16 protein-coding genes are annotated in these 14011 nt (G+C 45.4%); all 16 read right to left on the reverse strand.

Going from position 1 to position 14011, the window contains the following annotated elements; all coding sequences use genetic code 11:
• Positions 1-10: 10 nt before the first annotated feature.
• Entirely contained in the window at positions 11-2407 is a 2397-nt protein-coding gene (gene recD2 / locus AC2JF7_RS03245) for an SF1B family DNA helicase RecD2 (RefSeq protein ID WP_500727062.1), read from the reverse strand.
• Positions 2400-3047, reverse strand: coding sequence for a tetratricopeptide repeat protein (locus tag AC2JF7_RS03250; protein WP_500727065.1), 648 nt, complete (start codon positions 3045-3047; stop codon positions 2400-2402). The genes recD2 and AC2JF7_RS03250 overlap by 8 nt, the downstream gene beginning before the upstream one ends.
• Positions 3044-3703, reverse strand: coding sequence for a histidine phosphatase family protein (locus AC2JF7_RS03255; RefSeq protein ID WP_500727067.1), 660 nt, complete (start codon positions 3701-3703; stop codon positions 3044-3046). The genes AC2JF7_RS03250 and AC2JF7_RS03255 overlap by 4 nt, the downstream gene beginning before the upstream one ends.
• Before the next feature lie 137 nt (positions 3704-3840).
• Positions 3841-3981 carry an LPXTG cell wall anchor domain-containing protein gene (locus AC2JF7_RS03260; protein WP_500727070.1) on the reverse strand — a complete coding sequence of 47 codons (141 nt, stop codon included), beginning with the start codon at positions 3979-3981 and terminating at the stop codon, positions 3841-3843.
• A gap of 46 nt (positions 3982-4027) precedes the next feature.
• A complete protein-coding gene (gene mnmA / locus AC2JF7_RS03265) occupies positions 4028-5149 on the reverse strand; it encodes a tRNA 2-thiouridine(34) synthase MnmA (RefSeq protein ID WP_500727073.1) in 1122 nt (373 codons plus the stop codon).
• 5 nt (positions 5150-5154) lie between these two features.
• Positions 5155-5496 carry a DUF1831 domain-containing protein gene (locus AC2JF7_RS03270; protein WP_500727075.1) on the reverse strand — a complete coding sequence of 114 codons (342 nt, stop codon included), beginning with the start codon at positions 5494-5496 and terminating at the stop codon, positions 5155-5157.
• 48 nt (positions 5497-5544) lie between these two features.
• Entirely contained in the window at positions 5545-6702 is a 1158-nt protein-coding gene (locus AC2JF7_RS03275; RefSeq protein ID WP_500727077.1) for a cysteine desulfurase family protein, read from the reverse strand.
• The gene (locus tag AC2JF7_RS03280) at positions 6703-7398 is read right to left on the reverse strand and encodes a 5'-methylthioadenosine/adenosylhomocysteine nucleosidase (protein ID WP_500727078.1); all 696 of its coding nucleotides are present in this window, start codon (positions 7396-7398) and stop codon (positions 6703-6705) included.
• Between the two features lie 18 nt (positions 7399-7416).
• Positions 7417-7749 (reverse strand): hypothetical protein, encoded by a 333-nt coding sequence (locus tag AC2JF7_RS03285; RefSeq protein ID WP_500727080.1) that lies wholly within the window; start codon positions 7747-7749, stop codon positions 7417-7419.
• Position 7750: 1 nt separating this feature from the next.
• Positions 7751-8314, reverse strand: a complete 564-nt coding sequence (locus AC2JF7_RS03290) for an NUDIX hydrolase (protein ID WP_500727082.1) — start codon at positions 8312-8314, stop codon at positions 7751-7753.
• Positions 8314-8535 carry a cold-shock protein gene (locus AC2JF7_RS03295; protein WP_500727084.1) on the reverse strand — a complete coding sequence of 74 codons (222 nt, stop codon included), beginning with the start codon at positions 8533-8535 and terminating at the stop codon, positions 8314-8316. Before AC2JF7_RS03295 ends, AC2JF7_RS03290 begins: the two co-directional genes overlap by 1 nt.
• Positions 8535-11324 (reverse strand): isoleucine--tRNA ligase, encoded by a 2790-nt coding sequence (ileS, locus tag AC2JF7_RS03300; protein WP_500727087.1) that lies wholly within the window; start codon positions 11322-11324, stop codon positions 8535-8537. The genes AC2JF7_RS03295 and ileS overlap by 1 nt, the downstream gene beginning before the upstream one ends.
• A gap of 221 nt (positions 11325-11545) precedes the next feature.
• Positions 11546-12322, reverse strand: a complete 777-nt coding sequence (locus tag AC2JF7_RS03305) for a DivIVA domain-containing protein (protein WP_500727089.1) — start codon at positions 12320-12322, stop codon at positions 11546-11548.
• Positions 12289-13113, reverse strand: coding sequence for a YlmH family RNA-binding protein (locus tag AC2JF7_RS03310; RefSeq protein WP_500727136.1), 825 nt, complete (start codon positions 13111-13113; stop codon positions 12289-12291). Before AC2JF7_RS03310 ends, AC2JF7_RS03305 begins: the two co-directional genes overlap by 34 nt.
• A 146-nt stretch (positions 13114-13259) precedes the next feature.
• The gene (locus tag AC2JF7_RS03315; protein ID WP_500727092.1) at positions 13260-13562 is read right to left on the reverse strand and encodes a YggT family protein; all 303 of its coding nucleotides are present in this window, start codon (positions 13560-13562) and stop codon (positions 13260-13262) included.
• Positions 13562-14002 carry a cell division protein SepF gene (locus tag AC2JF7_RS03320; protein WP_500727093.1) on the reverse strand — a complete coding sequence of 147 codons (441 nt, stop codon included), beginning with the start codon at positions 14000-14002 and terminating at the stop codon, positions 13562-13564. The genes AC2JF7_RS03315 and AC2JF7_RS03320 overlap by 1 nt, the downstream gene beginning before the upstream one ends.
• Between the last annotated feature and the right edge of the window lie 9 nt (positions 14003-14011).

Genomic DNA, 14011 nt, shown 5'->3' on the forward strand with positions numbered 1-14011 from the left:
TTGCTTCTCCTTAAGGCTGAGCCTGCAGGTAAACATTCTGCATCCCAATCATTGGGTCAATCTTCCCTGAATAAATCAATTCCGGCGTCAAAACATAATCCTGTCCTGTCCTGTCATCTGTTGCTTCAAGGTCAAGCCCAATATCTTCCACTGCTGCACCAGCCTTTGAGTTGGCAACACTCGGGCCTTGGTCTGCTTGATCTTCTTCACCAATCTCTAATTGCTGGCACAATTTGGCACTTAAACCCGTCTGCCGGTTATTGCCTGACGTGTTCAGCGCCATTTCATAGGCGCGTGGATCACCAATCAAGACCAAATTCTGCTCGGCCCTGGTAACTGCAGTATAGAGTAAGTTGCGCTTGAGCATAACATAGTTTTGCATGGTCAAGCTAAGGATAACCAATGGGAATTCAGACCCTTGTGCCTTATGGATCGTAATTGCATAAGCCCGGGTCAAATCAAAGAGGTCCTTCTTGCTAAAGCTGATTTCTCGCCCATCAAAGTCAGCAGTCATACAACGCTTGGAATCTTTTTCATCAATGGCCAGGATCTTGCCAATTTGGCCATTATAAATATCTTTTTCGGGATTGTTCTGCAGTTGCAGGATTCGGTCACCAATGCGGAAGGTTTCATCGTGAACTTCAAGGGCCTTGCTGCTGGGCTTAGGCGGATTCATAATTTCTTGAATGACATTGTTGAGGTTGGTGACTCCGCCTTCGCCCTGGTACATTGCACCTAAAGTCTGCACATCATCGGGGTCAAAGCCGCGCTTTAAAGCTCGTTCAACAATCTGGCTCACCACATGGTCGACTTCATGGGGCGGACAAGTAATGAAAGAGTAGTTTTTGGTCTTTTTAAACAAGGCCTCTGCTCCCTTCCCCTCGTTAATAACATGGGCTAGGGCAATAATGCTGGAATCTTCACCTTGGCGGTGAATTTGCTTGAGCACAGTAGTTGCAAAGGCCCTAGCAGCAATCAAGTCACTGAAGACATTGCCTGGTCCCACCGAAGGCAGTTGGTCCTTGTCGCCTACAAAGACCACGTGCTTGGTTTCGTTAATGCTAGAAATAAGTTGCTTAAACAGGTTCATGTCCACCATTGACATCTCATCAATGATCAAGATCTCACCGTTCAGCTCGTTGAGGTCATTGTCAGCGCTCTCGCCAATGCCAAGACCCAACAAGCGGTGAATGGTCTTGGCTGTAATGCCTGTGATTTCTTCCATTCTCTTAGCGGCTCGGCCCGTTGGTGCTGCTAACAAGAATGGTGGATCAGTGCTATATAGCGCTGAAGCTGGAATTTCGGCCAAATCACGCAATGCCAACAAGATTCCGTTGATAATGGTTGTTTTACCCGTTCCTGGTCCCCCGGTTAAGATAGAAATTGGCTTGGTCAAGGCATTTTTAATCGCTTGTTTTTGCGTTTCATCATAAGTAATCTTTAGCTGCGTTTCGGCCTTTTGGATGGCTTTTTGAACGGCTTGGTCAGTATAAGGGGCAGCATCTTCTTGTCGATTGACCAGACCTTTCATCATCAAGGCAATATCATTTTCAGTTTGAAAAATATTCTGCAAGGCGGCATTTTCCCCGTCCACTACCACCTTGCCCTCATGTTGAAGTTGGTTAACGCAGCTGGCAATTGGGTCAAATTGGTTAAACTGCAAGATTTTACCCGCTGCCGTCAGCAATTGGTCCAATTTGACAAAGGTATTGCCATTTTGACTTAATTCATCAAGCAGAACCTGAAAAACTGCACCCTTAATCCGTCTTGCGTCATCGATTTCAAAACCAAGCTTATTGCCAATCTGATCGGCACTCTTAAAGGCGTAGCCAACAACGTCGGCTATCGCAGCATAGGGGTCTTCTTGTAACTTAGCCAAGGTCTCGCCGTGGTACATTTGGTAGAGCCGGCCCGCCACCTTCTTATTCAGGCCGAATTGAGCTAGACGCAAGACGATTTCTGAATATGAATCCATGGAATTAACACCGTTGAGCAGACTATCTTTTTGTTTTCTGCTTAATGGCAAAGTGGCTGCCTTGGCTGGATTTTCCTTTAATATCGTCAAGGCATCAACGCCTAAAACAGCAACAATGCTGTCTGCCGTCTTCTTGCCAATGCCAGGAAATTGGTCCGAACTTAGGTAGCGCGTCAAGCTGCCCTTTTCGTGGGGCAGCGCCTGCTTGTAGCTTTCGCACTTGAATTGCAAGCCAAACTTATTGTGAACAATCAAGCGCCCGTCAAACTGATAGGTCCCGCCTGCTTGAAGGTCGCCAAAATTGCCCGTAACCTTGATTTCTTCGCGGTCATAGCCTTCTAACTGGCCAATGATGCTCACGTCAATAATCTTGTACAAGTCCTGGTCATTTTCAAAAATAACCCGGTTGATTCTTCCCACAAATTCAGTCATTGTCCTTACCCTTATCGCTTACTAGTTTAAGAACGGCCGCATATTGCTGTTTGGCCTGCTGGTAGTAATCTGCATCTTGGTCTTGAGACTGGTGGAGGTAGTCTAGGGCCTGGTCGCGGTCACTAGTCAATGTGCTTATGCCCAGCATAAAGTTGACCTTGGCACTCCTTTGTCCAGGTGCAATGCTTTGGTATGAAGCCGCAGCCTGCTTTAATTCCCCCAAAGACAACCAGATGTCGCCGAGCAGTTCATGCACCTTGTTATCAACCCGCTTAATAGTTAAGGCATAGGCCAGCGACTTTTGGCTTTGACCTATCTTGAAAAAGACTAATGCCTTTTGGTAGAGAACCAAGTCATCATTGGGGATTTGCTCAAGCAAGGCCAGCGACTTTTCAAAGTTGCCTTGCATGTAGTAGCAGACAGCTAAGTCATAGTCTAAGTCTTGGGGATGTGGCACCAATTGCTTGGCCCTTTCCAGCAGCTGACTGGCCTGGTCAAAGCTGCCTTCTTCAAGAAGCAGTGTGGCCAATTTCAAGTAATTTTCTGGGTTATGTGGATCAGAATCGATTCGCGCAACCAGTTGATGCACCTTGCGGTTAATCTGAGCCGTATTTTCAGTCTTTTTTTGCTCATCATTCACAATGAATCTGTTCCTTCCATCTTTCTTCCCAAAAAGTCGGTCTTATTCCAAACCAGTAGCTTAAAACTCGCACCCCGGTCACTTGTTTCTAAAATAGTTAGGCTAGTATTGCTGAGTCCACCATTATGGCGGATGTCTTTAAGAGGATAAGCCAATAGTCCACCCATAATCGCACTTAAGGCGGCGCCATGGCTCACAACTAAGACCTTGTCCTCTTTGTCCGGGTATTTTCGGGCTGCTGCACACGCAAATTGGCGTCCTCGCGCAATTACGTCGGAATAATCTTCCCCGCCAATAGCATGGCCATCATACAAGTCAGGTCGGTGCCACATATCATAGACTTGGTGGGGATAGAGGGCTTGCGCTTGATCAAATGTGCGTCCTTCCATCTTGCCTAAGTCAAATTCACGCAGCCGGTCATCTAGATGCAGTGCCTGGCGCACGTCCATGCTTTTTTGGAGACCTTGTGCAGTCCTTCGTGCTCGCTCTAAGGGGCTGGAATAAAAAGCCCTAAAGTCAGTTCCCTTCAAGTAGGTCCCCAGCTTATTAATATCAAGAAGACTTTGAGCCAAAAGCGGTGAAGTGCCGTGTGCACCTTGAAAGCGTCTTTTCAAATTCCACTCAGTCTTGCCGTGCCTAACAAAATAAATCTGCATTAACAACCTATCTCTTTTCCATTATTTCTTTTCTAGTTTATCATTTAATCGCGCTAAAAGAAAAAACTTGCCCATGCAAAAAGGGAAAATACCTGTGGCTTTTCCCCTTTTTATTAGCTTTGATAAATTTTTACTGGTTAGTTCTTCTTCTTGCGGCTAATAATTGCCCCAACAAGAGCACCCATCAACATTATGCTGCCAAGTGCCAGGTAGGCAGCACTTGAATGCTGGTCTTGGCCTGTTTGCGGCAGCGTGTTAAGTGATTGGCTTTTCTGCACAAAAAAAGAGCCTGGTAAAAGGCTCTAAATTGCTATCTTGCTTTAATTAAACCAGCTGCAGCTGGTGTTCATTCTGAGCAGCACTGTCAATGTTGCCCCCACCCAGGCACTCTTCCCCATTATAGAGGACTAATGACTGGCCTGGTGTCACCGCGCGGGCAGGTTCGTCAAAATAAACCGTGGCCGTATTGCTTTCAGCATGGTAGTGCACCGTCACACCCACATCGGCCTGACGGTAACGGAACTTAGCTGTACAATGCAAGTTAAAGTCACGCTGCGGCTTGCCCGTAAAGAAGGACATGTCGCTGGCCTCAAGACTTGTTGCATACAGCAAGTCACTATCATAGCCTTGCTCAACGATCAGCTCGTTCTTCTTCAAGTCCTTGCCCACAACAAACCAAGGTGCAGTTGACTCCTTGGTTGATCCAAGGCCTAAGCCTGAACGCTGACCAATCGTGTAGTACATCAGGCCTGCGTGCTCACCTACAACCTTACCCTCTGGGGTCACCATCTGACCGGATTTAGCAGGCAGAAACTCACTCAAGAACTTGCGAAAGTTACGCTCACCAATAAAGCAGATACCGGTTGAATCCTTCTTCTTGGCTGTTGCTAAACCACTCTTGATTGCAATCTCACGCACCTGCGGCTTGGTCAAATTAGCCAAGGGAAAGATGACCCGGCTAATCTGCTCTTGGGAAAGTTGACTCAAGAAGTAAGTCTGGTCCTTGTTGCCATCCTTTGGCCGCATCATGTGGGCAATACCATTCTTATCAGTTACTGTCTTGGCATAGTGGCCCATTGCAATGTAGTCAGCATCCAGATTCAAAGCAAACTCCAAAAAGGACTTAAACTTAATCTGGCTATTGCACATCACATCTGGATTAGGCGTTCTGCCCTTCTTGTATTCATCCAAAAAGTACTCAAAGACGCGGTGCCAATACTCCTTTTCGAAGTTGATTGAATAGTAGGGAATGCCAATCTGGTCAGCCACCCGTTTGACATCTTCATAATCTTCAGTTGCAGTACATACACCCGCATCATCTGTATCATCCCAATTTTTCATGAAGACGCCAATGACATCATAGCCCTGTTCTTTTAAAAGTAAGGCTGAAACGGAAGAATCAACTCCCCCACTCATGCCTACAACTACCCTGGTCTTCTTTGCCAATTTAATCAATCCTTTACAGCAACAATAATCTTACGCTCTTCCAGGTCCTTGAGAATATAGTTTAAGAGTTCCACTGTTGCAGCCAACTGCTTATTCTTAAAGATATTCACCTTTTTAAGACCATTGCGGTCAGTCACAACCATCGTTACCCGCGTCAAATCCTTATCAATCGTCAACTTTAACTTGGTTGGCGCATTATAGGGCGAGTCATTATAGAGCGGGTGCTCATAATTATAATTGCCCTTGGCGGTCTTAACAAAACCGGCGTCAATCAGTGCATAGAGTTTGAGCTCAGGACTGAGCGTGAACTTGCGGTTATCACCATTAATTACAACTGTGTTTGCCATAATTTTACCTCGCTTACAAATAATAAGAGCTTTTGCTAAAAAAAGCAACTATTCTTTCTTTTGCTGTACTTTTTGCGCAATCTTGCTCAACTGCTGGGCAAAAGCCTGCACTTCTTCACTTGTCGTAAAGCGACCAAAAGAAATACGAATCGATTCATCCACCCGCGGCGAAGCGCTGCCGTAGCATGCAACTAGTACATGCGACGGCTCCAGTGACCCTGCCGTGCAGGCCGAACCGCCTGAAACAGCAAAACCAGACAAGTCCAGGTTAGCCTGCAAGACCGTAGTCGGTACATTTGCAATCCGCAAATTTAACACATGGTGGGAAAAGTGGTCACCCACCCCGCCATTGATTTGATATTCAATATCCCGACCAGCAAGTTCTGTCAGAATGAGATCTTGAAAGTGCTTGTACTTGGCCTGTAGCTCATCCTTGTCAATTACAGCAAGTTCCTTGATTGCTTCACCAAAGCCTGCAATCCCAGGCACGTTTTCAGTGCCAGCTCGCCGCTTGGTCTCCTGCTCTCCGCCCCTAACTAGTGGCGGCAGCGCAATTGTCGACCGTACATACAAAAAGCCTAAAAACTTGGGACCATTTACCTTGTGCGCAGATGTTGACAAGAGATCGATCTTCATCTGATCTACATCCAGGTCAATATTGCCTAGGCCCTGGACGCCATCAACATGAAAGTAGGCGTTGCTATCTGCCACAACTGCACCAATTGCGCTCAGTGGATTGATTGTGCCCAACTCATTGTTGACTGCCATTATTGAAACCAAGATAGTGTCCGGCGTCAGCAGCTCTTTAAGCTCAGCAAGGTCGACCTGACCGTTTTGATCAACGTCCAAATAGATAACCTCATACCCCTCGCGCTCCAACTGCTTCATCGGCTCCAAGACAGAAGGATGCTCAATCTTGGTCGTGATGATCCTTTTGCCTATCTGCCTTCGGCTATGGGCTGTTCCTAGGATCGCCATGTTATTGCTTTCGGAACCACCAGACGTAAAAATAATCTCACCAGGCTTTGCATTAAGCGCAGCTGCTATCTGAGCCCGGGCCTGGTCAACCGTATGACGCGCCTTGCGGCCCAATTCATATGTACTAGAAGCATTGCCAAAGTCATTCTTCATTTCTTCTGTAATAACATCAATAACTCTTGGCGCCATTGGCGTTGTTGCCGCATTGTCCAAGTATACTTGTGTCATTTATATCATCTTCTCCAAATAAGTGCAGAGCAATTTAGCTGCCTTTGCGCCCACCTTTTGGGCAAAGAGGTCAAAGTCCTCGCCTGCGTCTTGGTCACCATTATCAGAAATTGCTCGCATTGCGACTAGGGGCTTGTTAAAGTGAGCAGCAACTTGCGCAAAGGCTGCCCCTTCCATTTCAACACCCAAAGCAGTCGGGAAGTTTTGCTTAATAATTTCTTTTTGCTGGTTTGACCCAATGAAGGAGTCACCGGTAACCACAAGACCTTCTTGGTAGGCAATATCTTGCTCTTTCAAGTAGTGGGCAAACTTGCTGCGACATGATGAAGCCAGGTCAAACACAGCTGGTTCACCAGGTATCTGCCCTTCCACATAGTCGCCAGCCAGCGTGTTATGGGCATCATGGTATGCAAAAGATTCAGCTAAGACCAAGTCGCCCTTATGAACGTCTGCCTGAAGGGAACCCGCAGTTCCTGTCATGAATACCAGATCAATATCTATTTTGGTGAGCAGGCTGGCCAGGTTCATGGCCGCTTGCACCTTGCCGATTCCACTAAGGCCCAAGTATACGTCATTGCCATTAACGCAAAAATGCTCGAATACAGTCGATCCGAACATTTCCTTGGTGCCTGAGCGAAAATACTTGTGATAATATGCCGCCTCAATTTCCATGGGGACAATAATTGCTATCTTCATTTTTTCTCCCAACCATCTCTATAAGTGAAATAACGCAACTAATACCAAGACAATCAAAACCGCCACAACTAAAATAGCCCGGTTTAGCTTTTTTTTCAATCTAAGCGCCTTGTCGCTGCTTGCCTGTGTTTTCGCCGCACCAGGCTGAAAGCGCCGCGAATGTCGCGGCTGCTCTTTTTGCCCCTGCTTGCGCTCATCGCCCAGGTCTTGATCAGCCTCGTCGCGCGTGAAGTCAGGGTTAACATCAACCTCTTCGTCACTATCATCAAAGGCTGACTTAATTGTCTTAAAGAAGCTCTTGCCCTTTTTTTGTTTGATTTTTTTGCGGTAGTCAGATCGTTTCTCAGTCATGTTATTCCTCTACGTCGGCACCAGTCAACAACATGTTTTCCCATACGCTCATCGCATACAGAGTTTTGGCGTCAACTATTTTTCCTTGTGCGGAAAGTTTCTTTAGTTCCTCTAAATTATACCAGTGACTGGTTAAAAATTCATCGGAATCAAGCGGCCGTTTGTCAGTTAACTTGGTCAACGTGTCACAATAAAACAGATACAGCTTTTCATCAGTAAAACCAGGCGAGGAATAAAATTCAGTAATCTTTTCCCAATAGTCCGCGCGGTAGCCGCCTTCTTCGTTTAGTTCCCGCTTCATCGCATCGAGCGGACTAGCGTCGGTTTCATCAATCAAGCCAGCTGGAATTTCCAGAGTTAATGCCTTAATCGGTTCACGCCACTGCTCAACCAGCAGCATTTCCTGCTTCTGATTTACTGCAATTGCGGCAGCAGCAGGCTGGTGCTTGACCACTTCGCGCGATGCAGTCTCGCTATTGGGCAGCTTGACTGTCCTAACGGCAAGATCAACAATCCGCCCCGAAAAAATCTGCTTTGAAGAAATTTCAGTTTCCGTTAAATCCATTATTCACTTCCTTGTAAATTAGCTAAGTACACATTTACGCACTGCAAGCCATTTTTACCCTGGGCGAGCTGGTACTTAACTTTCTGACCCACTTGAAGACGGCGGTAGCCCTCTTCTTTAATCGCCGTATAAAAAACGAAGTACGATTTATGGTTTTGATCATCTTCAATAAAACCAAAACTACTGTTTTGATCAAATTGCTTCACTGTTCCTAAACGCATTATTCTTCAAGCCCCTCTTGCACTGCTTCTGGATAGCTCTCTTCAACAATGGCAGCACAGCGTCCACAAAGCAATGGCAACTTTTGGTCAGCCCCAATATCGGTCCTAATCATCCGGCAACGCGGACAAACCTGGCCTTGAGCTCGTTCAACTACAAAGGAGCCGGTTGCTAGTTGGCTAGCACTTGTTGGAGCTTCGCCATCTGCAATTGTCAACTTCGACACAATCAAAATCTGCCTAAAGTCTGCATCCAGTTCATCTAGCATTGCCCTTGTTTCTGCAACTGGATAGATGGTTAAAGCAGCTTCAAAGGACTTGCCGATCAGTTTCTGGTCACGGGCTTCTTCCAAGACCTTGAGGACATCATCGCGCATCTTCATAAAGAGCTTCCAATTGTCCAATAATTGTTCATGATTGGCATATTCTTCGACCACTGGCATCTCTGCAAGTTGGATGTAGTCTTCCTTTTCCTTCAAGAACGACCAAATTTCCTCCATTGTGTGAGGAAAAATTGGGGTCAGTACCTTGGCAATCTTCACTGCAGCATCATAGATCACCGTTTGCATAGAACGTCTAGTGTGGCTATCAGTGCTTTCAATGTACAAGACATCCTTGGCAAAGTCCAAGTAAAAGGCGGACAAGTCATTGGCAATAAAGGCAAACACCTTTTTGTAAACCGTGTTAAAGTCATACTGCTCATAACTCTTCAAACAGGTCTTAACTAGGTCATTCAAGCGAACCTCAATGTATTGGTCAATTGAGTTAAGCTTTTCATACTCGACCCGGTTTTGCCTTGGATCAAAGTCGCTGGTATTGGCCAGCATATAGCGGAAGGTGTTCCTGATCTTGCGGTAGCTTTCTGAAGTCTGCCGCAAAATATCTTGGGAAACAGCAACATCAGACGTTGCATCAACTGAAGCAACCCACAAGCGAATGATTTCTGCCCCCATCTGTTTGATAACATCGCCTGGTGCTATTACATTGCCTAATGACTTAGACATCTTGTGGCCATTAGCATCCAAGACAAAGCCTTGTGACAATATGCCCCGGTATGGCGCCTTGCCCGTAGTTGCAACAGAAGTGATTAAACTTGAGTTGAACCAGCCACGGTACTGGTCGCTGCCTTCAAGGTACAAGTCAGCAGGAAAGTTTAGGTTAGGGCGCTTGGCCATCACAGCTTGGTGCGAAGACCCAGAATCAAACCAGACATCCAAAATATTAGTTTCCTTGGTGAACTTGCCATTCGGTGAATGCTCAGAAGTGAAGCCCTCTGGCAATAGGTCCTGGGCACTACGCTTGTACCAGGCATTAGACCCTTCCTTGGCAAAGATTTGCGCAATATGCTCGATCGTTTCCGGGGTGACAATTGGAGTGCCATCTTCTGCATAAAAAATTGGCAGCGGTACGCCCCAAGCTCGCTGACGTGAGATTACCCAGTCGCCGCGGTCCTTGATCATGTTGTATAAACGAACTTTGCCCCAAGAAGGAATAAAATTGACTTGGTTAATTTGCTCCAGAATCTGCTTGCGGCATTTTTCAATTGACGCAAACCACTGGGTTGTTGCACGGTAAATGACTGGTTTCTTAGTCCGCCAATCGTGTGGATACGAGTGGGTAAAGAAGCTTAACTTGAGCAAGTTGCCTGATGCTTTAAGTTTGTCACTTACTACTTTGTTGGCATCATTATAGAACAAGCCTACTAAGTCAGGATCAGGAACTTCTGCAGTAAAGCAGCCCTTGTTGTCCATTGGACTAAAGACTGGCAAGCCATACTTTTGGGCAACATTATAGTCGTCTTCACCAAAGCCAGAAGCTGTATGAACCAGTCCCGTACCATCACTAGCAGTAACATGCATGGCATTCATCAATAATGAGTCTTGATCATACAGTGGATGCTGGGCAAGCATCCGGTCCATGTCACTACCCCGCAAGTGCTGCACCACTTCATAATTAGTCCAACCCAAGTCTTCAGCAACTGCTGACAAGCGGTCTGTCCCAACTACATACCGCTTGTCTCCTACTTTAACCACTGAGTAGTCAAAGGCCGGATTAACGGTAATTCCTTGGTTAGCAGGAATGGTCCAGGGCGTAGTAGTCCAAATCAGGAAGTATGTATTGGCAGCATCTAGCTTGCCCTTGCCGTCTTTGACTGGAAAAGCAATATAAATCGATGGTGACTTCACATCATGGTATTCAACCTCAGCCTCAGCCAGAGTAGATTCACTCGATGGCGACCAATAAACCGGTTTTTTGCCCTTGTAGATATAGCCTTGCTCAAACATGCGACCAAACAGGCGAATTTCTTCTGCTTCATATTCAGGCTGCAGAGTAATGTAGGGGTGATCCCAATCTGCCATTACCCCCAGACGCTTGAAGTCTGCCATCTGTTTCTTGATTTCTTTTTGAGCAAAATCTGCACAAAGCTGCCGGTATTCTGCCCGACTCATCTTCTTGCGGTCAATGCCCTTCTTAGCAAGTTGTTGCTCAATCGGCAAACCGTGCGTATCCCAACCGGGAACAAAGGGTGCATAATTGCCGCTCATATTTTTGTAACGGACAATTATATCCTTAGAAATCTTGTTTAAGGCATGGCCCATGTGAATGTTGCCATTAGCAAAGGGTGGGCCGTCGTGCAAGTCAAAGCGGGGCTTGCCCTCATTCAGCTTAAGCCGTTGTTCGTATAACTTGTTTTCGTCCCACTCTTTTTCCCATTGAGCTTCGCGAACGGGGAGATTGCCCCGCATCTTGAATTTGGTCTTACCCAAATTAAGCGTATCTTTAACTTTCATTATTTATTCCTTCCTGTCAAAAAACCTCGTCCTAATCTTAGGGCGAGGTTTAAATCGTGGTACCACCTAAATTGAGCCGTTAAGCTCCACTTAAAGATTGCGTATCGTGCAATTGACGCAATAAACTATTTTATAACAGCTGATCAACCGTCAGGCGCTGGTACTAGCCTCTCACCACCGCTAATTCGCTTAAGTTGCCTGTCAGTTTTACTGTCAGTTTATCAATTATGGTTCTTATAATCATCTGGGAAAATGATGGTTGTACCCGCATTATTAGCTGGACTTTCATCCTGCTGGTTAACCACTTCAATACTTGGGCTGTCACCTTCGATTGGTTGTGGTTCTTCATCATCTTCATCATCAAAGTCTACTTCATCTTCGCCTTGGTTGTCAACTTCTGCGTCATCATCAGGCTCATCAATATCCAGATCTTCGTCATCATCAACTAAGGTAATGGGCTCAGCGCCATCTGGCGGATAAAAGCGTTCAGTCCCAAAGTAATGGTCAAGGGCCTTCTGCCACCTATCATCATTCAACTGCTTAATAACCTGCTGCAACAGTTCTTGAATATAGCTACGGTAACCCGCAACTTCCTCCTTAACGTGATCATAGTCGGTCTTGATTGTTTCCAGCTGCTGGCGTTGATAGTCTGCGTCAGCCCTTGCTTGCGCAGTAACTGTGTTGGCTTGAACAGTAGCATCGTTAACAATTTTTTGTGCCCGTGCTTTTGCTTGGTCAACCATCTCTTGCACTGTCTGCCCGGTTTGCTGATACTTATCAACTTGCCCCTGTAAGTCACTAACTCGACTGTTTAATTGAACCACTTCATTTTTTAAGTCAGAATTCTGGTCCATTACATCTCCGTAGTCATTAACAATCTGGTCCAAAAAGCTGTCAACTTCATGGCGATCATAGCCGCTCAGTCCCCGCTTCTTAAACTCCTTGTTATGGATTTCCATTGGAGTTAGCCGTTTCTTTTGTTCTTCTTTGTCTGCCAAAGTTTCAGCACCACCTTATACTTGCCTTTTTTAGTTGTCCTGATTGCCATAATCTGACATCTGCCAAAATATCTCAAACTCAGAACGTCTTCTACCTTTACTATTATATTAGAATCTTGCACGTTGTGCCAATTTAATTTAACTAAATTATTCGCAACTGCTTCTTTAACGTGACGCCGACTTTGCCTGCTTACCTCAGCCAGAACTGTATCTAACCTCAAAGAAGCGGCAACTATTGTTATAGTCACACTGTCATCCTGGGCTGTCAGTACGTCTTTCAGCCCAATAGGCTTGAGCTTTACTTGCGTGTGGCCAATTCGCTTGACTTCTTCTTGATAAAAATCTACTAATTCGCTTTTAATAAAGGATTGCCAATGCCCCTTGCCATCAGTAATAATATCGCCAAAGGTGGTTGTTGTAACTCCACTATTGGCAAAACTACCCAGAATCGCGCTATGGGTCAAGTGTGCAAACTTGGCGGGGTATTCAATAGCACATGCAGTGACCAAATAATCATTTACTGAGCAATCAACCCAATCTTCTGACAAGTATACCCGCTTTTTTTCAGCATTGGCATACCCGCCAAACTCTTGCACAAAAGCATCATTTCCAGCAAGCATTTTGAGGATACCGCGCTGACCTGGATCTAAGAAGTCCGTTAGAATTGCGTCATGCTGGTAAGCTACATTATTTAGGAAACCAGCCATCTGGTCTACCGTTTTAATGTCCTCTTGACTGTCTTTATACAGTGCATTTTTTGCATACTTGCGACGTTTGTCAATATCTTCTATCTTCACATGCTTTCACCAAAATTCAACTTACTTCTTGCTTACAATTGTATCACAAGTACATTGGTCAAGGGCCAAGCCATAGGCCGAAATTAGCCATATTTAAAAACCAGTTCGCATTTGAACTGGTTTTTAAATATTCTATATTATTATGCAAAGATCCTGAACAAGATATTGCCAATCCACCCAAGGACATAATCCTGCACAAAATATAGCAGCATCAAGCCAATGAGAAAGGAAAGATCTAAGCCAATTGAATTCGATAAGCGCTCAATCGGGCCCTTGCGAAAAATATTCAGATAAGGATTAATTATGCGATCCATGATCTGGCCTACAGCAGAATCGCGCAAGAATGGCACCCAGCTCATAATGGCATCAAGCACCATAATGATGCCATAACTCCAAATTATCCAACTGATAACCGAAAGGACATTGTAAATTATTTGTAGCATTAACTTAGGTTATCCTTCTTATCAACTAGGTCACTAATCTTGCCATTGGTAACAAATTTAGGCGGGGTAGCCAAGAAAATCCGGTCACCGATGCGTTGAATTTCGCCATTAAGAGCGTATACAGTACCGGTAATGAAATCAACAATTCGTCTGGCCGAAGTATCTTCCATTCGGCTGAAGTTAATGATCACTGCCTTGTTGTTCAACAAGTTCTGAGCAACATCCTTAGCATCAGAGTAAACACGCGGCTCATAAAGAACAATCTTGCTTTTAGCAGAGTTCATTCCGGCCTTAATCGAGACTACCTTGTCATGGTCAACACCACTAGCAGGAACGCCGTCTTCGTCCTCAATTCTTTGGTCATCCAGATATTCTTCGCCATCTAACATTTCATCATCATCTGAAACACCGAAAAACTTACCTATTTTACTAAAAGCCATTACATTTGC

It is taken from the genome of Lactobacillus sp. XV31L (assembly GCF_059900865.1).

Excerpts from the sequence above, each read along its gene's own strand:
- ileS (WP_500727087.1), bottom strand. The coding sequence starts at position 11,324 with ATGAAAGTTAAAGATACGCTTAATTTGGGTAAGACCAAATTCAAGATG.
- AC2JF7_RS03315 (WP_500727092.1), bottom strand. The coding sequence starts at position 13,562 with ATGCTACAAATAATTTACAATGTCCTTTCGGTTATCAGTTGGATAATT.
- AC2JF7_RS03275 (WP_500727077.1), bottom strand. The coding sequence starts at position 6,702 with ATGACACAAGTATACTTGGACAATGCGGCAACAACGCCAATGGCGCCA.
- AC2JF7_RS03255 (WP_500727067.1), bottom strand. The coding sequence starts at position 3,703 with ATGCAGATTTATTTTGTTAGGCACGGCAAGACTGAGTGGAATTTGAAA.
- recD2 (WP_500727062.1), bottom strand. The coding sequence starts at position 2,407 with ATGACTGAATTTGTGGGAAGAATCAACCGGGTTATTTTTGAAAATGAC.
- AC2JF7_RS03290 (WP_500727082.1), bottom strand. The coding sequence starts at position 8,314 with ATGGATTTAACGGAAACTGAAATTTCTTCAAAGCAGATTTTTTCGGGG.
- AC2JF7_RS03270 (WP_500727075.1), bottom strand. The coding sequence starts at position 5,496 with ATGGCAAACACAGTTGTAATTAATGGTGATAACCGCAAGTTCACGCTC.
- AC2JF7_RS03280 (WP_500727078.1), bottom strand. The coding sequence starts at position 7,398 with ATGAAGATAGCAATTATTGTCCCCATGGAAATTGAGGCGGCATATTAT.
- AC2JF7_RS03320 (WP_500727093.1), bottom strand. The coding sequence starts at position 14,002 with ATGGCTTTTAGTAAAATAGGTAAGTTTTTCGGTGTTTCAGATGATGAT.
- AC2JF7_RS03285 (WP_500727080.1), bottom strand. The coding sequence starts at position 7,749 with ATGACTGAGAAACGATCTGACTACCGCAAAAAAATCAAACAAAAAAAG.
- AC2JF7_RS03295 (WP_500727084.1), bottom strand. The coding sequence starts at position 8,535 with ATGCGTTTAGGAACAGTGAAGCAATTTGATCAAAACAGTAGTTTTGGT.